This is a genomic window from Maribellus comscasis (assembly GCF_009762775.1).
GTDB classification, from domain to species: Bacteria; Bacteroidota; Bacteroidia; order Bacteroidales; family Prolixibacteraceae; genus Draconibacterium; species Draconibacterium comscasis.
Genome location: NZ_CP046401.1, coordinates 3186062 through 3208335 on the forward strand (window position 1 = coordinate 3186062; position 22274 = coordinate 3208335).

General features: G+C 38.2%; 26 protein-coding genes. 14 read left to right on the forward strand and 12 right to left on the reverse strand.

Annotated features, from left to right (window positions below):
- Positions 1–16: 16 nt before the first annotated feature.
- Both GM418_RS12690 and GM418_RS12695 read left to right on the forward strand, forming a co-directional pair.
- Complete coding sequence (locus tag GM418_RS12690; RefSeq protein WP_158866763.1) at positions 17–1333, forward strand: HU domain-containing protein; 1317 nt, start codon at positions 17–19, stop codon at positions 1331–1333.
- A gap of 151 nt (positions 1334–1484) precedes the next feature.
- Entirely contained in the window at positions 1485–2402 is a 918-nt protein-coding gene (locus GM418_RS12695) for a sugar phosphate isomerase/epimerase family protein (RefSeq protein WP_158866765.1), read from the forward strand.
- A gap of 7 nt (positions 2403–2409) precedes the next feature.
- Here the strand turns inward: GM418_RS12695 and GM418_RS12700 are convergent, their stop codons facing one another.
- A complete protein-coding gene (locus GM418_RS12700; protein WP_158866768.1) occupies positions 2410–2955 on the reverse strand; it encodes a nitroreductase family protein in 546 nt (181 codons plus the stop codon).
- A gap of 150 nt (positions 2956–3105) precedes the next feature.
- Between GM418_RS12700 and GM418_RS12705 the strand changes: the two genes are divergently transcribed.
- Complete coding sequence (locus tag GM418_RS12705) at positions 3106–3315, forward strand: dodecin family protein (protein WP_158866771.1); 210 nt, start codon at positions 3106–3108, stop codon at positions 3313–3315.
- 148 nt (positions 3316–3463) lie between these two features.
- Positions 3464–4414 carry an aldo/keto reductase gene (locus GM418_RS12710; RefSeq protein WP_158866774.1) on the forward strand — a complete coding sequence of 317 codons (951 nt, stop codon included), beginning with the start codon at positions 3464–3466 and terminating at the stop codon, positions 4412–4414.
- Positions 4415–4471: 57 nt separating this feature from the next.
- Here the strand turns inward: GM418_RS12710 and GM418_RS12715 are convergent, their stop codons facing one another.
- The 3 genes from GM418_RS12715 to mtnA form a co-directional block, all read right to left on the reverse strand.
- A complete protein-coding gene (locus GM418_RS12715; RefSeq protein WP_158866776.1) occupies positions 4472–5905 on the reverse strand; it encodes a sulfatase family protein in 1434 nt (477 codons plus the stop codon).
- Between the two features lie 271 nt (positions 5906–6176).
- Positions 6177–6932 carry an S-methyl-5'-thioadenosine phosphorylase gene (gene mtnP / locus GM418_RS12720; protein ID WP_158866779.1) on the reverse strand — a complete coding sequence of 252 codons (756 nt, stop codon included), beginning with the start codon at positions 6930–6932 and terminating at the stop codon, positions 6177–6179.
- Position 6933: 1 nt separating this feature from the next.
- On the reverse strand, positions 6934–8034 hold the full coding sequence (gene mtnA / locus GM418_RS12725) for an S-methyl-5-thioribose-1-phosphate isomerase (protein ID WP_158866782.1): 1101 nt from the start codon (positions 8032–8034) through the stop codon (positions 6934–6936).
- Between the two features lie 49 nt (positions 8035–8083).
- On the opposite strand from mtnA, the gene GM418_RS12730 reads away from it, so the two are divergent.
- Positions 8084–8731, forward strand: coding sequence for an HAD family hydrolase (locus tag GM418_RS12730; protein ID WP_158866785.1), 648 nt, complete (start codon positions 8084–8086; stop codon positions 8729–8731).
- On the opposite strand, the gene GM418_RS12735 is transcribed toward GM418_RS12730, so the two are convergent.
- From GM418_RS12735 to GM418_RS12745, 3 genes are all read right to left on the reverse strand, one after another.
- Entirely contained in the window at positions 8715–10040 is a 1326-nt protein-coding gene (locus tag GM418_RS12735; RefSeq protein WP_158866788.1) for a peptidylprolyl isomerase, read from the reverse strand. The genes GM418_RS12730 and GM418_RS12735 overlap by 17 nt on opposite strands.
- Before the next feature lies 1 nt (position 10041).
- Positions 10042–10755, reverse strand: a complete 714-nt coding sequence (locus GM418_RS12740; RefSeq protein WP_246222836.1) for a peptidylprolyl isomerase — start codon at positions 10753–10755, stop codon at positions 10042–10044.
- A 99-nt stretch (positions 10756–10854) separates the two neighbouring features.
- Positions 10855–11679: a peptidylprolyl isomerase gene (locus GM418_RS12745; RefSeq protein WP_158866794.1), complete on the reverse strand. Its 825-nt coding sequence runs from the start codon at positions 11677–11679 to the stop codon at positions 10855–10857.
- 59 nt (positions 11680–11738) lie between these two features.
- On the opposite strand from GM418_RS12745, the gene GM418_RS12750 reads away from it, so the two are divergent.
- The 8 genes from GM418_RS12750 (at position 11739) to GM418_RS12785 (ending at position 17053) form a co-directional block, all read left to right on the forward strand.
- A complete protein-coding gene (locus GM418_RS12750) occupies positions 11739–12650 on the forward strand; it encodes a T9SS C-terminal target domain-containing protein (RefSeq protein WP_158866797.1) in 912 nt (303 codons plus the stop codon).
- Positions 12650–13195 carry a GNAT family N-acetyltransferase gene (locus GM418_RS12755; RefSeq protein WP_158866800.1) on the forward strand — a complete coding sequence of 182 codons (546 nt, stop codon included), beginning with the start codon at positions 12650–12652 and terminating at the stop codon, positions 13193–13195. The genes GM418_RS12750 and GM418_RS12755 overlap by 1 nt, the downstream gene beginning before the upstream one ends.
- Positions 13196–13356: 161 nt before the next feature.
- Complete coding sequence (locus GM418_RS12760; protein ID WP_158866802.1) at positions 13357–13593, forward strand: acyl carrier protein; 237 nt, start codon at positions 13357–13359, stop codon at positions 13591–13593.
- Between the two features lie 163 nt (positions 13594–13756).
- Complete coding sequence (locus tag GM418_RS12765) at positions 13757–14599, forward strand: mechanosensitive ion channel family protein (protein ID WP_158866805.1); 843 nt, start codon at positions 13757–13759, stop codon at positions 14597–14599.
- A gap of 80 nt (positions 14600–14679) precedes the next feature.
- Positions 14680–15645 carry a mechanosensitive ion channel family protein gene (locus GM418_RS12770; RefSeq protein WP_158866808.1) on the forward strand — a complete coding sequence of 322 codons (966 nt, stop codon included), beginning with the start codon at positions 14680–14682 and terminating at the stop codon, positions 15643–15645.
- Entirely contained in the window at positions 15642–16064 is a 423-nt protein-coding gene (locus tag GM418_RS12775; protein ID WP_217447787.1) for a nucleoside 2-deoxyribosyltransferase, read from the forward strand. Before GM418_RS12770 ends, GM418_RS12775 begins: the two co-directional genes overlap by 4 nt.
- A 93-nt stretch (positions 16065–16157) precedes the next feature.
- Entirely contained in the window at positions 16158–16487 is a 330-nt protein-coding gene (locus GM418_RS12780) for a hypothetical protein (protein WP_158866811.1), read from the forward strand.
- A gap of 158 nt (positions 16488–16645) precedes the next feature.
- A complete protein-coding gene (locus GM418_RS12785) occupies positions 16646–17053 on the forward strand; it encodes a hypothetical protein (RefSeq protein ID WP_158866814.1) in 408 nt (135 codons plus the stop codon).
- 94 nt (positions 17054–17147) lie between these two features.
- Here GM418_RS12785 and GM418_RS12790 read toward each other — a convergent pair whose 3' ends face one another.
- From GM418_RS12790 to GM418_RS12800, 3 genes are all read right to left on the reverse strand, one after another.
- Positions 17148–17495 carry a heavy-metal-associated domain-containing protein gene (locus GM418_RS12790; RefSeq protein ID WP_158866815.1) on the reverse strand — a complete coding sequence of 116 codons (348 nt, stop codon included), beginning with the start codon at positions 17493–17495 and terminating at the stop codon, positions 17148–17150.
- 101 nt (positions 17496–17596) lie between these two features.
- A complete protein-coding gene (locus GM418_RS12795) occupies positions 17597–17926 on the reverse strand; it encodes a heavy-metal-associated domain-containing protein (RefSeq protein ID WP_158866818.1) in 330 nt (109 codons plus the stop codon).
- 274 nt (positions 17927–18200) lie between these two features.
- Positions 18201–18539 (reverse strand): heavy-metal-associated domain-containing protein, encoded by a 339-nt coding sequence (locus tag GM418_RS12800; protein ID WP_158866821.1) that lies wholly within the window; start codon positions 18537–18539, stop codon positions 18201–18203.
- Positions 18540–19165: 626 nt separating this feature from the next.
- Here GM418_RS12800 and GM418_RS12805 point away from each other — a divergent pair.
- A complete protein-coding gene (locus GM418_RS12805) occupies positions 19166–19996 on the forward strand; it encodes an SAM-dependent methyltransferase (RefSeq protein ID WP_158866824.1) in 831 nt (276 codons plus the stop codon).
- Between the two features lie 77 nt (positions 19997–20073).
- On the opposite strand, the gene GM418_RS12810 is transcribed toward GM418_RS12805, so the two are convergent.
- Positions 20074–20445, reverse strand: a complete 372-nt coding sequence (locus GM418_RS12810) for a heavy-metal-associated domain-containing protein (RefSeq protein WP_158866827.1) — start codon at positions 20443–20445, stop codon at positions 20074–20076.
- Between the two features lie 36 nt (positions 20446–20481).
- Positions 20482–22272: an efflux RND transporter periplasmic adaptor subunit gene (locus tag GM418_RS12815; RefSeq protein WP_158866830.1), complete on the reverse strand. Its 1791-nt coding sequence runs from the start codon at positions 22270–22272 to the stop codon at positions 20482–20484.
- Positions 22273–22274 lie beyond the last annotated feature (2 nt).

Sequence of the window (22274 nt, forward strand, 5' to 3'; positions counted from 1 at the left end):
TCCAAAACAAATTGAAGTGAATTTAGGACCTTTTTTATACGAACTTTTACTTGATAATGAAACGGTTATCATTCCTGGTTTCGGAGCGTTTATTTCGAATTATAAACCGGCAGAGATTGACAAGGAGACCGGTAAAATTGTTCCCCCATCGAAGGAAATAACTTTTAATCAGAATGTTAGAAATAACGATGGTTTGCTGGTTGGTTATGTTTCAAAAAAACAGTCGGTTTCGCATTTTGATGCCCTTCGGATAATTGAAAAAGAGCGTGAAAATATTATTTATCAGCTCGATAAAGGTGAAAAGATAGTTCTTGAGGAGATTGGATATCTTTTAAGAAATGAACGGGATGAGATAGATTTTGAAGCCGCTATTCACGAAAATCTGCTGTTGGATTCATTTGGTTTGGAATCGATATCTTTTGAAGAGGAAGAAGAAGCTGAAATAGTGCATGTTTCTGAAATTCCTGAAATTCAGGCGGAAGAAGAGAGAGAAGTTGAATCTGATGTTTCGGAACAAAATGAAATAGTCGGGAGTAATGACGAAGAATTGACTGATGAGTCGGAAACGGAAGATGAAAAAACTGTCGACGCAGTTATTGCCGGAGAAGAAGTTGAAGAAAAAGAGATAGAATCGACTTTTGCGGAGCCTGAAGAACCGGATGAAAATGAGTTCGCGGAAAATAGGGAAGAAGTTACAAGTCAGAATTTTCAGGGTGCTGAAACTGTTGCCGAAGACCAAAAGGTTGATGAGATAATTGAACAGGAAAAGATTGAGGAGCCCGAGCCGGAAGAAGAAGAGGAACTGGTTTTGGAAGATCAGCCGGAAGAAAAACGGAAAAAGCAAAGCTGGCTGTGGTTTTTGTTGATTTTTATTCCGTTGATCGGAGCCGGACTCTACCTTAGCAAGGATAAACTTTTCCCTGACAGATCCTATAAAATTGTTCTGCAGGAAGACACAGCTGAAAATACTTCGGAATTGGAGGAAAATGTACCGCCGTTGGATACCGCTGTAAAAGATTCAGCACAAGAAAAACTGGTGGATTCTGTGGATTCATCATTAACAGAGAGCGTTCCTGCAGAGGTTGCCGATACAGGAAAGTCAAAATTTTACCTGGTTGGCGGGAGTTTCAAAGAGCAGGAAAACGTGGATAAGTTTATGGAGCAATTTGATGCCGAGGGCTATAAACCATTTCTTCTGGGGAAAAGAGGGAACTTTTTTATTGTTGCAATCGGTACTTATTCAACAGAAAGAGAAGCTGTTCTTGCCAGAGATACTTTTATGGAAAAAAATCCTGATTCAGGGATCTGGGTTTTTGAAGATAAATCTGAATAAACCAATTGTCGTGCATTTTGGTGTTTGATTGTTCTCACCCGGGGATGATTGTGATTCAAAACATTTTGTCAAAAATAGGATTTGTTTTACAGATCTGAACAAAAGCTGTAATTTTAGAATCAGATTTTTAAACCAGTAAACCTTTTAAAATATGTTAGATTTAGGATTTGTCAGCGCCATTCTTGCTGAAAAAAGCTTTGAAGAAGTAATAGAATTTGCCTCTCACAATCAGTTTAAATGTGTGGAAATTATGTGTTGGCCCAAAGGGAAGGCAGAACGCCGTTATGCTGGTGTTACACACATAAATGTTGATGACACTGACGATGAAAAAGCGGTAGAAATAAAGTCAGTTTTGGAAAAGAATAACGTTTATATTTCCGGGTTGGGCTACTACCCCAATCCGCTGGATGCTGATAAAAGCCAGGCTGATGTTTATATTGAACACATTAAAAAGGTAATTCGCACTGCGGCTAAATTGGGTATTCCGGTTGTGAATACATTTGTTGGCCGCGATCCGCAGAAAAGTGTGGAGGAAAATCTGGATAAGTTTGCAGAAGTGTGGCCGGCAGTAATTAAGGTAGCGGAAGAGAACGATGTAAAAGTAGGAATCGAAAACTGCCCGATGTTGTTTACCCGCGATGAATGGCCCGGAGGTAAAAACCTGGCAACTACTCCAGCCATTTGGAAAAAAATGTTTGAAATAATTCCGAGCCCCAATTTTGGGTTGAATTACGATCCTTCGCATTTGGTTTGGATGCAAATGGACGAGGTAAAACCCATTTACGATTTTAGTGACAAGCTTTTCCATATTCATTTAAAAGATGTAAAAGTTTTTCGTGATAAATTAAACGAAGTTGGAATAATGGCCTACCCGCTTGATTATCATTCTCCAAAAATACCAGGTTTGGGAGATGTTGACTGGCGGGGCTTTTTCTCGGCACTTACCTCTGTAAAATATCGCGGCCCGGTTTGTATAGAGGTAGAAGACAAAGCTTTTGAAGGATCTGAAGAGGATATTCAAAGTGCCATACTTACTGCCCGGAATTATTTAAAACAGTTCCTCGCCTGATAAATAATCAATAGGTATTGAACCCGCAGATCTGCTCAACAGGTTTGCGGATTTTTTTGCGCAGTTTGTAGTCTTTAGGCGGGTATCCCAAAGTAATTACCAAGCCTACTTTTCTTTTTTTTGGGATGTTGAGTAGTTTTTTGATTTTCTTTTCGTCGAACCAACCTAAAATGCAGGTTCCTAATTCCAGTTCTGCGGCTTGCAAGCAAAAATGGTCAGCGGCGATACCGATATCGTATTGTGCGTATTCCTGATTTTTTACTTTCCCTCCGAGTTGTGCAATCAGTTTTGCTTTTTCGATTACCAAAACAGCTATAACCGGCGCCTCAACTGCAAATTTATTAAATGAAATGGCTTTGCTGAATGTGGCTTTGGCTACTTTATTTTTGAGCTCCGGATTGTTAACAATAATTAGCTTCCATGGTTGCGAGTTACATGCCGAGGGAGCGATGTGTACTGCTTCAATCAATTGTTCTGTTTTTTCTTTTTCAACAGGCTTGTCGCTGTATTTTCGAACGCTTTGCCGTAGATTAACCAATTCCCGAAAGTCCATTTTTTTTTTGTTTAAGCGAACAAAATTAAGCTATTTTTAAAAATATCCCTTCTTTCCAAACCCTCAAATAAAACAATCGTAAAAGAGCACAATAGCAGAAATTGAAATCCCGGTTATTTTTTTGAATTATTCATCTTAAAACTAAATCTTATGACAGACAGTGTTTATAAAGTAATTGAATTGGTCGGAAGTAGTTCTGAATCGTGGGAAAAGGCAGCACAGAATGCGATAGCACTGGCCTCCGAATCTTTACGTGACCTTAGAATTGCGGAAGTGGTACAAATGGATATGCATATTCATGAAGGAAAAATTAAGTATTACCGAACAAAACTAAAAGTGTCCTTTAAATATGAAGGATAGGGAAAATGCTTAGAGCCGGAAGATATTCCGGCTTTTTTGTAATTGTATCTGCTGACATATTCCACTGTTTAATGGCAGTTTCAAATTTATTAAGAATTTTACTAACTTAGTGGAAATCAACATTAGTAAACCTAAAGAATCATCTAAAATGAAACGAAGAAAATTTATAAGAAACAGCGCTCTTGGAAGTTTGGCGTTAACTATTCCTGCAATCCGGAGTTTTGGGAAGAACTTTTCTGCCTCATATGAATTACCAAAACGGGTATTGGGAAAAACAGGAGAGAAACTTTCGGTCATCGGTTTTGGTGGAATAATGCTGAACAATAACCCACAGGATTTTGCCAATGAACTTGTGGCAAAAGCTTACGAACTGGGAGTGAACTATTATGATGTAGCTCCGGGCTACGGAACTGCACAGGAACGCCTCGGGCCGGCATTAAAACCTTATCGCAAAAATTGTTTTTTGGCGTGCAAGACTCATGACAGAACAGCAAAAGGAGCGCAAAATGAATTGGAAGATTCGTTGCGAAAACTGGAAACGGATCATTTTGATTTGTATCAATTGCATGCGTTAAGTTCAGTTGAAGAAGTGGAGCAGGTATTTGGTGCAAATGGTGCGATGGAGACATTTGTGAAAGCCAAAAAAGAGGGAAAAGTAAAACATCTCGGTTTTTCTGCTCACTCGGTAGATGCTGCAATGCTGGCAATGAAAAATTTTGATTTTGATTCGATTTTATTTCCGATAAATTTTGCCTGCTGGAATGCCGGAAACTTTGGTCCTCAGGTTTTTGAAGAAGCAGAAAAACGTGGTATGGGAATATTGGCTTTAAAAGCAATGGCATTGACCCGATTGGGTGAAGGGGAGGAAAAAGTATTTAAGAATGTTTGGTATAAACCCATTCAGGATGAAGAAGTAATGAGAATGGCGTTAAAGTATACTCTTTCAAAAAATATAACCGCTGCAGTGCCTCCCGGTAAAAATACATTGTTTTTGAAAGCATTGGAATTTATGAATGGATATGTGCCAATAACAGATAACGAAACAAAAAAATTATTGGCACTGGCAAAGGAAACAAAACCAGTTTTTATGCACGCTTAAGATATTTCATTTTTTTATTAAAAGTCATTCAATAGTTTTTGGATTGAGTGACTTTTTTTATTGTATCTGTATGCTGTCATTTCTGTCCCAGTAGTAATTCCATTTTTTCATATACTCATTTCCGGGTAAAAACTGGTCGTTTGTTTTTGTAAGCCAGTCCTGTAATTGTTCATCCAAATCCGACTCAATAAATTTGTATTCATCCAAGCCCAGCAGGTTATTCATTTGATAGGGGTCTAAAACATTGTCGTACAACAACCAGGGGCCATTTAAATCGCGAACATAGGTGAACCGTTCGGTTCGGACACCACGGTATTCTCTTCCCCCTCTGGCATAATTCCACTGATGAAAAGGAACAGGACATTGAATAAGCACTGATTCGCTCTCTGGTTTCTCCTCACCTGAAATTATTTTTGAATAGTCCTTTCCTTCTACTGTTTCCGGTATCTCAATGCCAGACAATCCAAGTAACGTAGGTAAGATATCGGGCGTGTTTACCGGTGCTTCAATTACTTTCTGTCCGTCACCAAATTTTTCAGGATATCTCAGGAGAAATGGAACCATCAGCGATTCGTCCCATGGCTGCTGTTTTTTTACGTTGCCATGCGAATAAAGCATATCTCCGTGATCGGAGGTAAATATAAAAATGGTGTTTTCTTTGATACCGCTGTTTTCCGTTTCGACAAGTAGATCTTTTAAACAATCGTCAAGTGCTGCCATGTGTGCATAATATCCGGCAATCTCGGTTTTCGCTTTTTCCCGGAGTTCTTCAGGGACATTGGGGCGAATATCAATATCTTCGGGAGAATACATTTGCCGGTATTTCTCCGGAGCCGTTTGGTAAGGTGCGTGTGGTGGTCCCCATGAAAGCATGAGCAAAAATGGTTTCTCTCCTTTTGATTTTTCTTTGATATATTTAATGGCAGATTTTGTTTGAGCAATGGCATCGTACCCCTCCCATTTTAATTGCTCGGGCGAATCTTCATAATAAAATGAATTGTTGTAGTCGTGCGTACATTCCAACACCTGCCAGAAATCAAATCCCTGCCTTCTTTCTTTAGGTATAAATTTTAAACGGGCTTCAAAAGTTTCTTCTCCCGGTTCGTGACCGTTTAAATGCCATTTGCCAATGTACCCGGTTTCGTACCCGGCTTTTTTATAGATTTTTGCAATGGTGTTTGCTTCCGGATTAAGTGGTTTGTCGTTGTAAAATACGCCGTTTGTAAGAGGGTATTGCCCGGTTAACAGACTTGCGCGGTAAGGGCAACAAACCGGGCAGCCCGAAATGGCATTTTTAAATACTACGCTTTCCTCTGCCAGCCGGTCTATGCTTGGTGTTTTTACAATGGTATTTCCCATGTAACCTAAATCCTGTGCGCGCCATTGATCGGCAAAAACGAAAATAATGTTAGGTTTTTCCTGCTTTTCGGGATTACACCCGAGAATAAAGGCAGTGAAAAGAAAAAAGATAAAGTACGCTGATTTGTTCATGTTTTAGCTGGTTCAAATTGGGTTTAAAGATAGAATCTGAAATCCATATTACCTACTTATATAAAAGAAAAAGCGGTATCTCTCTGATACCGCTGGGAATTTAGCCAACGAAGCTTGATGGCTGAATTATATAGAACTAACTGAACGGTTATTGAAATTCATAGCTTCAAAACAGTATTTTTAAACAAGCAACATTTATGCCAAATTATTACATAATTTTATGTTCAGCAGCATGTTTTACTGAGAAAAGCGGCGGTATGTAAAAGCAGTTTTATAATGGCTGAAACGATGAAATTGTTTTGGTGATTAAGCTGATTACATTTTTTACATTCTGGTTAAATACTTTTAGTACTTCTTCCCAGGTAACCGGAGCTTCATCGGTTTTCCAGCAATCATAATCGGTACTGAGTGCAATGGTTGCATATGGAATTTCAAGTTCGTTGGCCAGAATACATTCAGGAGCGACAGACATATTTATTACATCAGCTCCCCACATTCTGAACATCTTCGATTCTGCACGGGTTGAAAATCTTGGTCCTTCTATCGAAATGGTTGTTCCTTTTGGGTGATAACTTAACTTTAATTCTTTTGCCGCATTTATTAAACGGTTTCTCAAGTCGTTGTTAAACGGATCTGCCATTGGCGTGTGTTTTAGTTCTCCTTTTTCAAACGAATCGAAAAAAGTAGTTTTGCGAAAACGGGTAAAATCGATAAACTGATCGAGGATGACCAAATCACCTCTTTTTATTTCGTCACGCAAACTACCGCAGGCCGAAGTTGCAATTATGTGAGTAAAACCCAACTCGCGGATGGCCCAAATATTTGCCCGGTTATTCACAAAGGTAGGTGTAATAGAATGCTCTCTTCCATGCCGTGATAAAATACCGACTTCAACACCGTTTATTTCGCCGGTTTTGAATGAAGATGAAGGTTCTCCGTAAGGAGTTGAAATTTTTATTTCATTTGGATTTTTCAGAATGGAAGGATCTTCAAGGCCCGAGCCTCCGATGATGGCGATTTTTGTCATATTATTGTTTTTCAGGAAATAACGATTTTATACTTTGTTTATTTGCTTTGCAAATTCCGCGTTCGGTAATTAGCCCGCTTACCAGGCGGGCAGGTGTTACATCAAACCCGTAGTTGACAACGTTACTTTTTTCAGGAATCAGTCTTACCGTTTTTATCTCCGATTTGTTTACTCCTTCAATTTCCGCGACTTCTTCTGCGCCGCGTTCTTCAATAGGAATTTCTGTTAATCCGTCTTCAATATTCCAGTCGATGGTGGAGGAGGGAAGGGCCACATAAAAAGGAACATTGTTGTCGTTTGCAGCCAGTGCTTTTAGATAGGTGCCTATTTTATTGGCCACATCTCCGCCAATGGTTGTGCGGTCGCTGCCTACAATCACCAGATCCACTTTCCCGTGTTGCATTAGATGACCGCCGGTATTGTCGGCAATAACAGTGTGCGGAACACCTTCTTCCGAAAGTTCGAATGCTGTTAAACGCGCCCCCTGATTTCTCGGTCGCGTTTCATCTACCCACACATGAACGGGAATCCCTTTGAGGTGAGCTTTGTAAATGGGAGCGGTTGCTGTTCCCCAGTCAATACAAGCCAGCCAGCCGGCATTACAATGCGTCAGGATATTTACCGTTGTACCTTTTTTGTTAAAAATTTTTTGAATGAGTTCCAATCCAAATTCACCAATTCTCTCACTAAAAAGAATTTCCTGTGTTTTCAGAAAATGAACTTTCTCCAGCGTTTTTTCTATGATTTGTGAAGAATCTTTTTCTTTTAGAATAAATCTGAGGATTTCGTCCACTGCAAAAGCCAGATTTACTGCTGTTGGTCGGGCTGATTTTAAAAATTTAGCTTTTTCTTTTACATTGTTTTCAAAATTTTTCTCTGCTGTTTCGAACAAAGCAAGATACATGCCGTAGGCAGCAGTAATTCCTATTAGCGGGGCGCCGCGTACAACCATCTCCCGAATGGCAAAAAAAACATCTGAAACGGATTTTAAATCCATGATTTCAAAAGAGAAAGGCAATTTTCTTTGGTCGATTACCTGAACAATTTGCGGATCATTTTCTTTTAACCATATAGTATGATATTGTTTACTTTTTATTTTCACAAAACTGTTTTTTAATATTTATATTCGCAAAACCTTAAAGAATACAATTATGAATCCCGACCTTACAAATATAAAAAACATCATTTTTGATTTAGGAAACGTATTGCTGAATCTTGATTTTGATGCTTCAATTGAGGCCTTTCGAAAAATAGGTTTAAATGATGAAGTTATCAATCGAAAGCATGCTTATTCGGATCCTATTTTTTATGCGCTGGAAGTTGGAAAAGTAACCACCGAAGAATTTAGTAATCAGGTTCGTCGTGTTATTAAAAATCCGCTTGCAACCAACAAACAGATTGAAGATGCCTGGTATGCGATGATTAAGGAAATTCCGGCAAATCGTGTGAAAGTAGTTCAGGAGTTAAATAAAAGTTTTAATGTTTATCTTTTCAGTAATACCAACGAAATTCATATTCGGAGGCTGCACAAGGAATTTAAGGACCAACATGGTATTGATTTTCCCTCACTTTTTACGAAAGATTTTTATTCGCATGAAATTCAGGACAGGAAACCGGACTTGGAATCATTTAAAAAGGTGATTGAACTATCAGGAGTTAACCCTGGAGAAACCCTCTTTGTAGATGATTTGGAACCCAACATTTTAAGTGCGCAAAAGGCAGGGTTACAAACGCTGTGGCTGAAAAAAGGTATGGAAATGGCTGAAATTTTTGGAGAAACGGTTACTTCAGAATCCTGATATTTTTCAGCCTGATATCTTCCACCGGGCGCCATTTTGTGTCGGTTTTTACTTTTACGATTTTATCTACCACTTCCATTCCCGAGGTTACTTCGCCAAAAATAGTGTAGCTGCCATCGAGGTGTGGAGCGCCGCCAATGGTTTTATAAATTCTTCTTTGTTCGGCAGTAAATTTAATTTCGTTTTGTTTTTCTAACTCATCAAGTTCCTCGTCAATATATTTCCGGCCGGAAACGATGTAAAACTGCGATCCCTCGGAGCGCCGCCGCTGGTTTTGAGTATCAGGTTTTCTTGGAGAGCCAATCACTCCTCGTTTATGATACAAGCCGGGAACAATGTTTGCCGGGAGTGTATAACCCGGCCCTTTGTAACCCACAGAGTTTCCTTTTTTTGCATACCTGCTGTCGGCAGCTCCACTCTGAATACCAAAATCGGCAATTACACGATGGATAAGCAGGCTGTCGAAAAAATGCTCTTTTGTGAGTTTTATAAAATTGTCACGGTATACAGGTGTTTCGTTAATAAGCCGAATGGTAATATCACCCATGTCGGTTTCCAGAACCAGCCCTTTGATTTTCATGTTTTCCACAGCAATTTCTTTATTTGAATGCGACCGCAGTGATTCCAAAGTTGCGGGCAGATTTTTATTTTTTAGCAAATCAGCAATATATGTTGACGGAATAACAAAGCTTTGCATCTCGAAGTTATCCACTGCGGCAAATGCAATTCCAATCGCCTTATGGTTGGAAACAAAAATTGGTGTGCCAAAAATCGATTTCCGTATCCGGTTGGTAATCCTGTATACATAGGAACCTTGCAAGGTGGTGAGGTTTAATACTTTCCCGGTGAAGAGCTGAAGTGTTTTTCCGGAGTTTGACGAAATATAAAGCGTTTTTGCTGAATTGGGTGCATTCCCTCCAAAAAGTTCGATGGGGTTTCGTTTGAGGCTATCGATTTTTAAAATAATTATATCGTTAATCCTGTCAACAGCAACATATTTGTCAGCCAGGTACTTTTTGTCTTCGTCAAAGGGAGTAACCCATACTTTATTGGCCTGATTAACCAAAGAGTATTTTGTTGCAATTAAATCTTCAGCTATAAAAAATCCTTGTCCTGATTCTAAAATCCTGTTTTCGTCGTAAGTATCGATATTTACCACCGATGACAAAACTTTCTTCCAGACTGCATCTTCGTTGTTTTCGGTCTGAGTCTGTTTTTGAGGCTCCGGTTTGTCGGCAGTTTTTTTCTTCTGTGAATTGCAGGAAAGCAATATCAGTAAAATAAAAAGGAATGTGACAAGATTTTTCATATTATTCGCTCAGTACTCTAACTGTTATTTTAACATCGGTAAACGGGCGGTTGTTTTTATCGGTTTTTAGTGCCGAAATTTTATCGATGGTTTCAAATCCCGAAATACATTCGCCAAAAATAGTATACTTTCCATCCAAATCGGGATAGCCTCCAACAGTTGTATAGGCTTTTCTTTGTTCTTCTGAAAATTCCAGCACCTCAGGATCAAGGTTATATTCTGTTTCGATGTTCTTTTTTATATCGGCAGCAATTTTTCTGAACTCATCGACTTTTTTTTCTTCTTTTAATTGTTTGAGTTTTTCGCGCACTTCCGGGTTCATGTATTGCTGTACAATTTTATTTCTGATTGGACGATTGACAGCTATTTCCATAGTATCCAGTTCGCCCTCGGTATGAACCCTGCCTTTGATGATAAAAAATTGCGAAATGTCGGACTGTTTGTAGGGGTTAACCTCGTCGGGTTGACGCGGTGCGCACAAAGCTCCCTTTTTATGAAAATGATTTGAAAGAATTTCATCATCAACAGTTTTGTCAGGATCTCCGTAACCTATCCGTTTCCCGGGAGGAGCATTTTTTGAGCTTTTTGAACCACCTTGTATGAGAAAATCCTGAATTACCCGGTAGAAAAGAGTTTCATTGTAATATCCTTCTTTGGCCAGTTCAATAAAAGCATCACGGTGTTTTGGGGTATCGTCGTATAGTTTAAACTTCATGCTCCCCATATTTGTGGATATCTCCACAATTTTTGTCTGACTGTAACTTTGAAATGAATAAATGAAAAAAACAATGAATATTAAAACTCGTACCATAATTTATTTTACCAATTCCATCTCCATTTTTATATCTGTTAAAGGTCTGTTATTCTTGTCGGTTTCAACTGCGGCAATTTTGTCAAGTACATCCAACCCTTCAACAACCTCGCCAAAAACAGTGTATTCTCCATCCAACGAAGGATATCCTCCGATAGTTGTATAAGCTTCGCGCTGAGCATCAGTAAATTTAAATTTTTCAGCCGAAGCCTCAAAAATACTGTCAGCTTCTTCTCTTATTTCAGCAACTCTTATATTAAAACCTTCCGGGTTGTTATCTTCTCTGTATTTTTGCAACTCATCGTTGGCAGCTTCAAAACATTGTTTTAGAATTTCGTTTTTTTGTTTTCCCGAAATCATCATTTCCATGGTATCCAACTTCCCGGGAGTAAAAATTTCGCCATGCACAATATAAAATTGCGAGCCGCTGGATTGCTTTTCAGGATTTGAAGGTCCACCTCTCCTTGCTGCTGCCAGAGCACCTTTTTTGTGAAAATATTTTTCGGGTAAAAACTCAGCATCAACTTTGTAGCCCGGTGAACCACCACCCAACCGTGCGCCTGCTTCTGCATTTTTTGACTCAGGATCTCCACCTTGAATCATAAAATGATTAATGACCCTGTGAAAAAGTAACCCGTCGTAAAAACCCTCGTTTGCCAGCTTTAGAAAATTTTCTTTATGCTTTGGTGTATCATTATACAATTTAACTTTAATGTTACCAAAATCTGTTTTTATTGATACCAAATCATCTTCTTTTTTTGTGTCGTTGGCGCATGATAATAAAGAAACGATAAGAGTCACAGTCATAAATAGGAGGAATCGGTTCATTCTTCTAAATTTTATTTAAATTGAACAAAAATTTTAAAAACTGTTGTAAAGATAAAAAGATGAAGAAAATTTTGTCCATGCTCTTTCTTTTAATGTACTTCATTTCCTGCTCAACAGAAAGTAACAGCGTTTCCGAAAAACCCGAAGACAAGAATAAAAAAACTGTTTTAAAGGTTGTCCCCCAGTCTTTTATTGCTGAAATTCCTTTGCAGGTTGAAGAAAGTTCAGGTTTACTTTTGTACAATAATCTTTTATGGACATTTAACGATAGCGGAGGAGAGAATAAACTTTTTGGGTTGGATTTTTCCGGTGAAATTAAAAAAGAAGTTGCGGTTGAGAATGCGATAAATGTTGATTGGGAAGACATTGCCCAGGATGACAAGCATATTTATATTGGCGATTTTGGGAACAATAATGGTGAAAGAAAAAATCTGAAGATATATAAAATAAAAAAGAGCGATATTGATTCGATGGATACAGTAGAAGCTGTAGAAATAAAATTTTCGTACAAGGAGCAGACTGATTTTAATTATCAGCCACTTAGCAATTCTTTTGATTGTGAGGCGATTACTGATTTTAACGGGGAGCTTATAATTTTTACAAAAGACTGGGTTAACGAAACAACATCGGTTTATAAAATACCAAAAACTGAGGGTGAGTATTTGTTAACTTTAACCGACACATTTAACGTAAACGGTTTAGTAACCGGGGCAGATATAAGTCCCGACGAAAAGACTTTGGCCATGGTAGGGTACAAAGATTTTAAACCAATTGTGTGGGTCTTTTCTGATATTACTGAAAATGGTTTTTTTGGAGGCAAGGAAATTTATATGGAACTGGATGATATATTTTCGGCTCAAACGGAAGGTATCTGTTTTACAGGAAACGATTCGCTGCTGATTTCGTGTGAGCGAACAGCCACATATGTTCAACAGATTTTTTTAATCGATTTAAAAGCGATAAATAACTGATGGAAACCCTTGTCGTAAGCGATCATGTTTGTTTGGAAGCATTAAAACTTTCTATGGCTCAGGATGTCTTTTCAGCCATCGACAAAAATCGGGACTTTTTACGAACCTGGTTGCCATTTGTTGATTTTACTCTTGAGCTTTCCGATACCGTGTTGTTTATTCAGAGCATAACCGCGCAGAAAGAAAGCCGGAAAAAAGATGAAATTTTTGGCATTTTTGTCGATGGGGAATTTGGCGGTCTTATTGGTTTTAAAGATACCGACTGGATAAACCGGAAGACAGAAATCGGATATTGGCTGATAAAAGAAATGCAGGGGAAGGGGATTATTACTTCTTGTGTTGGAAAATTAATTTCTTATTCCTTTCAAAAATTAAAACTTAACCGAATTCAAATAAAAGTGGCTGTTGGAAACACAAAAAGTGCAGCAATCCCCAGAAGACTTGGCTTTCAGTTTGAAGGAATCGAGCGTGCGGGTGAGAGACATAACAATAAATTTTTCGATTTGGAAGTTTTTAGTTTATTACGTTCTGATAATAAAGTGTAAGTGACAGATTTTCTGATTTTTATCAGTTTTTTATATTAAACCAATGTAAAAACCAGTTAATTTCTGTTAAAGTAGTCTGCAATATGCTGATTATTTGTATATTTGACCCTTGAAGTCGTTTGTTCGATTTTTTATTTTTGTAGAAAGAAAACAAGAAAAACATGGAAGATAAGTCAATTAGAAGAAATCTCTATCGTGTGCTTCGAAAAACCGGAGTACAGAAAAAAGACATCAATCTAAATGCATCTTTTGATGAAGACCTGAAATTTGACAATGTTGACTGGAAGATTTTCACCTATTATTTGGAAGGAATTTTTAATATTTCGGTTAACGATCAGGAACTGGGAAATTTTGTTAATGTTAAGGACACACTACATTATTTAGGGAGAACAGCTTAACAAAAGCTGATAATTTAATTATTAAAAAGGTGGAAAGGGTGAATTTGAATTTGCCCTTTTTTGTTTGCTTCCCGCGCAAAAAACACAGATATTATAAGCAAACAGAAGTAACTTTTGCGAAATTTACTAACTTGTTATTTTGTTTTTAATTTTATTTCCGGCTATGACAATTAAGGAATTTCTTAAGCTTCAAATTTGGAAGCATGGAGACATAATTATCACTGTTGACAGTATCGTAATCGTTTTAGTAATTCTTTTATTCACCTTTGTCGGGTTAAAAATAATTCGAAGCATTTTTAAAAGATTTATTGCCCGAAATGAGGAGGAACGGCGCTCATACTGGTCGATTTATCTGATACTCAGATATGTCATCTGGGTTATTGTAATTGTCTTACTTCTTGAAACATCGGGTGTAAAGGTTTCGGTTTTACTGGCCAGTATTACCGCTCTTTTGGTTGGTGTGGGTTTTGGTATCCAGCAGTTATTTAGTGACCTTGCATCAGGGCTTGTACTTCTTTTTGAGCGGAACCTGCAAATAAACGATATTATTCAGCTGGAAGATGGAACTGTAGGAAAGGTTATTCACATCGGATTAAGAACATCAAAATTAAAAACCCGGGAGGATATCATCCTGGTTGTACCAAATTCTCAGTTTGTAAATGACAAAATTATAAACTGGAGCCAGATGGATTATAACACCCGTTTCTCGGTTGAAGTGGGAGTTGCTTATGGTTCAGACACAAAGCTGGTCACAAAAATCCTGCTGGATTGCGCCGGCCAGAATAAAAATATTTCGGCAAACCCAAAACCTTTTGTCCGGTTTAACAACTTTGGTGATTCTGCCCTCGAATTCCAGGTGTATTTTTGGGTAATGCAAACTTTTTGGGTAGAAAATATTAAAAGTGAATTAAGATATGCCATCGATGACGAGTTTCGAAAACACGGCGTTCAAATTCCATTTCCTCAACGCGATGTGCATATTAAGTCGAATCCGGGACAAAAATAGCGTTGTTACTCAACAACCTTTCCTGTTAGCTGTTCGATTGATATAAAAAGTTTTTCCGTAACAACAAAAAACAAAAAAAGATGCGCCATATTAAACGATTTATACTGCCTGTGTTTTTATTACTGGTATCGGTTTTTTTTAAATATTTTATTGAGAAATACAACTGGTTTAATACAAATGATCTTGAAATTATTCAGACCTCCGGTTCGGTACTCTTAATTGCGAGTTTTGCCTGGTTGCTTATCGCAGGAATCAGAACATTTAAAAGAATTTTTGTTGAACATCTTGATCTTGAAAAGGAAGACAATCTTCGGTCGCGGAAGTTTCAAACACAATTCAATATTCTGGAGAAAATTATTGTCTTTTTGGTCATAATTATTTCTATTGGACTCATCCTGATGATGTTTGATGATGTAAAACGTTTGGGGATAAGTTTGTTTGCCTCTGCGGGAGTTGCAGGTATTATAATTGGTTTTGCTGCGCAACGAATTATTGCTGCTGTAATTGCCGGATTTCAAATAGCAATAACACAACCAATCCGAATTGACGATGTTGTGATTATTGAGAACGAGTGGGGCCGGATTGAGGAGATTACCTTAACTTACGTCGTAGTAAAGATCTGGGATTTACGACGCCTGATTGTTCCAACTACTTACTTTTTTGAAAAACCTTTTCAGAACTGGACGCGTACCTCAGCTGAAATTTTGGGGACGGTTTTTATTTACACCGATTACCATGTTTCGTTTGATGCCTTACGAAAAGAGCAAACACGCCTTCTGGAAAGTACTCCTCTGTGGAATAAAAAGGTAAATGTACTTCAGGTTACCGATGCCAAAGAGTATGGTGTGGAAATTCGTGCATTGATGAGTGCCAAAGATTCGCCAACCGCCTGGGATTTACGGGTTTTTATTCGTGAAAAACTCATTGAATTTATTCAGAAAAATTACCCTGAAAGTTTGCCCCGCACAAGAGTTGTTGTTGAAGGTGGTGGAACAAATCCGACGGTTGCGAAAGAAATAATAAGTGAGGTTTCAAAAGAAAAATGATGAAGATTTATTTTGCCGGTTCTATTCGGGGCGGAAGAGAAGACGCTGCGTTGTATCTTGAGATAATAGAGTTTTTAAAAAATTATGGAGAGGTTTTAACTGAACATGTGGGAGATCCCAGTCTCACAAGTAATGGCGATGGCGGACCCGCTGATCAATATATTCATAACCGCGATCTGGAGTGGCTTCAGTCGGCTGATGTGTTAGTTGCCGAAGTTACTATTGTTTCGATGGGAGTGGGTTACGAAATTGGACGAGCCATCGAAGCAGGCAAAAAAGTGTTGTGCTTGTTTCGTCCGGAGTACGGAAGGAATCTTTCAGCTATGATCTCCGGTTGCCCCGATTTGGAGATTAAAAAGTATACAACCATAGATGAAGCTCAAAAATGGGTCGCCGATTATTTTAAAAGATATTTTTAACTTTTATTAATCTGTGGTTTAACTCTAATTAACGTAATCAGGGAACAACGGCGCACTTAAACCCTTACTTTTAATTTCGGTAACAGAAAATTCATGAAAATATTATTGTCAATATTGGTTCTATTGGTTTTTGCTTTTCAAAGCGAGGCAGGAGAAAATATTGATAAGAAAAGGAACGTAGATGGGATTTCTATTTTTGATCCAGGAATTCAAAATTTTGTTTATTTAAAAACAGGTTTTTGTGACGAACAGGACTTAAATGATTCTAACGGGCCCGACTTATTTTTTGAAAATACTGCACCGGATATTCATTCACCAATATACAAAGTAAAAAACGTCCCTGTTTTTTTATCGCTTTTTTTCACAGATTCGTTTCAATATTTTCTTATCGATCTCCCTCCTCCATCGTTTTCACAAGTCTGAGGTTTTTTTGGAAATTTGCAGCTTAAAAACTACCGTCATCTTCCGGCTGGCAGTTCAGGGCAGCTCACTTTTCACAAACATCAATTGTAAAATGTTACATAAAAGCAGAATTTCCTGTTTCAGGGAAATATATTTTAAAATTTTAAAATCAGAATAATATGAAAACGATGATAAATAGTTTTGCTCCGGAACATAAATCAAATCTGGCGCGAATACAGTTTGGAAACCAGGAACTGTCTGACGAAATAAAGATTGTGGATTTTCTTGAAGAAACACAACAGGGACAGTATGTTATTTCTTTATGTTCAGAGTTGTTCTCGGGGAGCAGCATCAAAGTATTTATGCGTAATAGCAAGGTTGTTCTTTTTATAACAGAGTATGTTGAATCGGCCAATCCAACTTCGGTATATGTGAGCGACTGGCAGAATTTTTATCCGCAGTCGTATACCAGAATGAGAAGTGTAAGTTTGATTTTGCCCGGCGACAATTTCTTTTTGCTAAGGCATTTTCTTGTTCCTGAAAAATATTTCCTGAAAATTTTACTGGGACAGCTTACTGAAAATTAGTTTTCGTTAAAATTGGGTAGCCCGCTAATCTTGGGTTGCCCTTTTTTTTGGGGGGGTATATATTTTTTGTGGGAGTTTATTCCAGTCATCAGTTCTATGCTCTGAAATCATCATCTTTATTCAACTCATCGCGATATTCGCAACATTTAGGTTTATCGGTGTAAAATTCTATTTTTCGTTTATAATTTAACGTATCATATCCCCCTTCAGAAATACTCTTTTCAATTTCGTTCTGGTTGGTTTTTATCGGATTAAAACATATTTCCACCAAATTGTATTTGTAGTTGCAATGGACAAACACAGTACCCTCAATCGCAAGTATCAGTCTTTCAATGTACTTGCAACATCCCTTGCAAACCATTTTTACTTGTATTTGTATGGTTTTTTGTTTTGCCACTGAGCTTTTAGATTCACCTTTTGAACCATCTGATTTTTTATCCATTTTAATCATTTTAAATCATTTGTAAATGTTGGTTTAAAAGGCTTTGTAGTTAAACAGGGCTGAATTAAGCAGCCCTGTTTTTTTTCATTACAAAACGAGTCTTATTCGTATTTGCAACATGGAGGAAGCTCGTTATAAGCTTCTTCATTTGCTTTGTGGTTTGGCGTATCATTTCCTCTTTTTGCAACTGCTTTCTGGATGGAATCTACATCGGTCTTGGTATCATCGAAAACCACCTGTAACTCTTTACTTTCCCTATCCCAATCAACTATTGATACACCGGAAACTGAAAGCGCCGCTTTTTCTATGTGAATTTTACATTCATCACAATTGCCACCTTTTACTATAAACGTCTCGGTTTTGTTTTCGGCAAAAACCGTTAAAAAACTACTTATAAAACCAATTATAAAGCCAATTACTTTTGTTTTCATCACAATTAAGTTTAATAAATATTCAGTTTTCCTTTTTAAGTTAACCTGAATATTTGCTTATTATTGCTTCTGTTCAAAGTCAGTACCAGAATTGAATGTCAGGTAATGTGCTCTTTGCTAAATGTTTGAGTTTTGTGATAAAAATAAGAGGTATATCAATTTGATAAATTTTATTTCAAAAAGATAACCTCTTTTGATTTTTGAATTGGTTTTACTTTTACCTCTTAATTAAACAGTCTGCAATTGTTCGACGGTATAAATTAAGGGGCAGTTTCTACTCCTCTTTTTCATACTGGCAGCATTCCGGTAGCGCCGAATAGGCTTCTTCGGGAGCTTTGTAAGTGGGAGTGTCGTTTCCTGCCTGAGCGATGGCCATTTCGATACTGTCAAGGGTGGTTACTTCATCGTCGAATACAACGGTGAGTTCTTTTGTTTCTACATCCCACACAGCAGATGTAACTCCTTCCACTCCGGTGGTTGTGGTTTCGATATGTGTTTTACATTCTTCACAATCACCGCCTTTTACTTCAAACGTTTCTGTTTTTTCGGCAGCAAAAACTGTTACAACACTCAACATAAACAGGGTAACTAAACTTAAAACTTTTGTCTTCATAACTTTTTGAATTTTTAAATTAATAAATAGTGTTTGCTTTCACACAACAGGTTGTGTTTAAGGAAATCTGATTGTTTCAGGACTTCGGTGTCTTTTTTTCAAAGCAAGTGCCAATATCATTGTGGAGATTTAACTTGCTGTATATGTGTGTGTTGTTATTTGTAGAGTAAAGGCAGTTGCTATCGATTTGATAATTTTTTTTCAAATAGATAAATTTTTGCTGCGTTAATACGGCTTAAATTATTCCGGGTGAGCATAGGTCACATTTGGGAATTCTTAATTCAAAACCTCTACTGTTTTTATTATTTTCACCCGGCTCGAACAATACGAGGAAGAAATAGCATTAGTAGAAGGGAGTTGGATCCATCCTTGAGTCGGTGATTTTCGGTCACCTGCTCAATAAAAAAAGAGACAACCCAACGAATTTACGCCAGCTGAACTCCAGTCAACAGGTGAATGTTTCAAAGCTGAGTTGTCGACTTCCGGACAACTGTTCAATAAAGAAGCTTCAAATAAAATTCATAGGCATTGGCAAATTAATCCTGATTTTTTCTTAACTTATCATGTAGTGAATTCGGTATTAAAGGATTTTATATCAGAGATTTAAAGACTAAAACTTACAACCAATGAAAAACAGGAATTATTTGGCGCCGCTGTTCATGGGAATCGTATTGTTACTGGTTTCGGGGATTTTGTTTTCACAAAACACATCTAAAGATAGCTACCAACCGCAACTGGGGCAGGCTGGAAAGGATGTAATCTGGTATCCTACTCCAAAAGCACTGGTTGATACAATGATTGAAATGGCAAAACTAACACCTGCCGATTACCTTGTTGACTTAGGCTCCGGAGACGGGCGTATTGTAATCGCTGCAGCAAAAAGAGGCATTCGTGCCGAAGGAGTAGAGTTTAATCCTGATATGGTTGAATACTCCAAAAGAATAGCAGCCAGAGAGGGCGTGGCAGATAAAACCAATTTTGTTAAAGCGGACTTTTATGAGTATGATTTTTCAAAAGCTACGGTAATTACAATGTTTCTTTTACCGGAAATAAACCGAAAGTTGCGTCCCCAACTGCTCGAACTCAAACCGGGAACACGGATTATAACCAACTCTTTTTCGATGCAGGACTGGCCGTATGATGAAATGAGAATTATTGAAGACGAATCGATTACCTGGAACCTTGCATACCTGTGGATTGTGCCTGCCAAAGTTGAAGGAAACTGGAAATGTAACGAGGGGCAATTGAAATTAATCCAAAATTATCAAACAGTGTCGGGGACACTAAAAAAAGGTGTGCGATATTTTGACATTTCTGAGGGCAAATTGGAAGGTGACATTTTTAGTTTTACATGTAACGAGGTAAATTACAGATGCCGGGTAGATAAAAATAGTATGAATGGAACTTCTAGGAAGGGTGGAGTTTCAGAACCCTGGACAGCCTCAAGATTACAGTAAGTTATTTTGTTGGTCAAACTAATTCATCCATCGGGTGACTCAAAGTCACCCGATGAATAGGATAGTTTTTTTGTACATCAGTGCATATGTCCTTCATGCGATTCTTCTGATTTTTCAGCGGTCCGATCATAATGACAACACGCCGGAAGTTTTTCATAAACTTTATCGTCAGCTTTGTGATGAGGCGTGTCGTGACCAACTTTTGCTACCGCAATTTCAATTTTGTCGGAAGTGGTTTTTGCGTCGTCAAAAGTAACTTCCAGTATTTTTGTATCCTTATTCCAGTCAGCTTTTGAAACTCCATCAATACCTTTTACCGTTTTTTCGATACGACTTTCACACATTCCGCAATTTCCTTTTACTTTAATTTTTTCCGTTTTATTTCCTGCAAAAACGGACAATGTACCCATCATAAAAAGGGCTGCTAAACTTAAAATTTTTGTTTTCATCTTTTTGAATTTTAAATGGTTAATACTCTGTATAGATTATTTTAATGTATCCTTGTTTTCACCGCAATTCAGCATCATATCGCCAAAATATGGATTAAGAATTTCGTCCGTGTCACTCAGCCAATATCCTCCCTGGTTATCAAAAGCCATTGGGCAGAACTGGTAATAAGCGGTCTGGTCTTTTAATCCAAACATCTTCACACTTTTGTAAAATGCATTGTTGAAATTTGAAAAAGCCGTTCGCTGTTCTTCAATGTCCGAAGAGTTTTGAATGGTTTCTATACTGCTGTTTAAAATATTTAACTGATCCATCCAGGCCATGTGAGCGTCACCTACCAGTAATTTCATGTCAACCGATTCTAAAGCTTTTTTCACTTTTGGAGCTTCCTGAGCAACTTTTGCAGCATCAGATTCTACAAATGCACTTTTCATTTTAAGATAGTTCTCATACACGTCGGTCAATTGGACTTTAAATTTTGGATCAGTCTGAACCGCTTCCACTTTTTCCGGTGTCTGTTGCGTGTTTTCTCCGCTCATATTCATTTCGCCATGATTATGGCCAGTTGAAACCGAACCGCCTTCAGGGCTCATCATGCTTGGTTTACCGGCAAGCTGTGCTGCGGCATCTATGCTAAATGTACCGTGAACAGCAATTTCTTCACCGTCCTGAATTCCTTCTTCAATAACGTAACTTTCGCCCAAAGCAGGACCAAGTTCCACCTCATGCATGTTAAAATACACACCCTGATCGGTTTCCGATTTAACATACACCACCGAGCGTTCACCCGTCCACATAACAGCTGTTTTCGGAACTACAAGGGCATCGGTTTGAGGCAGTTTAGCCTCTACTTTGCCGGAGACAAACATTTCGGGTTTCAGCTTTAATCCGTTATTGGTTTTAACAATCCGTGCCTTTGCTACACGCGTTTTTGGATTGATAACCGGATCGAGGAAATCGATGGTTCCTTCAAATGTTTCGCCCGGCAGTGACTCAATCGCAAAAGAAACATCATCACCTTTGTTGATCCAGGACAAATCTGATTCGTATACATCAAAAAGCACCCATACCTGAGAAAGATCGGCAATTTCATAAATCACTTCACCCCTGCGTACGTAATCGCCTGTGTTTACCTTTTTTTGTGTAACATAACCCGAAACGTCTGCCTGCACGTCGAAAGTTTCCAGCGAAGTTCCGGAAGCTAAAATTTGTTCAATCTGCTCGTCGGTCAGCTTCCAGTTTCTCAGCTTTTCTTTGGCTGCTTCAAAAAGCTGAGGTTGCGTGTCCTTGATTTTTTGTGCTTCAAATAACTCTTCCTGTGCAGTGACCAAATCGGGAGAATACACCGATGCAATCACTTGTCCTTTCTGAACATAATCGCCGGTAAAATTCACCATTAAAGTTTCTATTCTCCCCGGAATGTGCGACGATTGTGAAAAAACCAAGCGTTCGTCTTCCTGAATTTTTCCATCAAGTCTAATCACTTTTACAGGATCTGAAGAACCAACCACGGCTGTTTGAATATTCGCCAATTGCATAGCAGTTGCCGACATGCTTATGGCTGCCGGATCGATATCTCCGTTTTGTTCCTCTTCCAGCGGGATCAGATCCATACCGCATATGGGGCAGTCACCAGGTTCATTCTGGCGAATTTGCGGGTGCATGGAGCAAGTCCAGGTTGTCTCTCCGGCAACTCCTTCCTCACTGTGTTCATGTTGATGTTCATCGGTAGCTTTGCTTTCTGAACCACCAAATATCAACCATCCCAGCAACAACCCAATTGCCAGTGTTGACAGAACTATAATTATTGTTTTTCTATTTGTGTTCATTG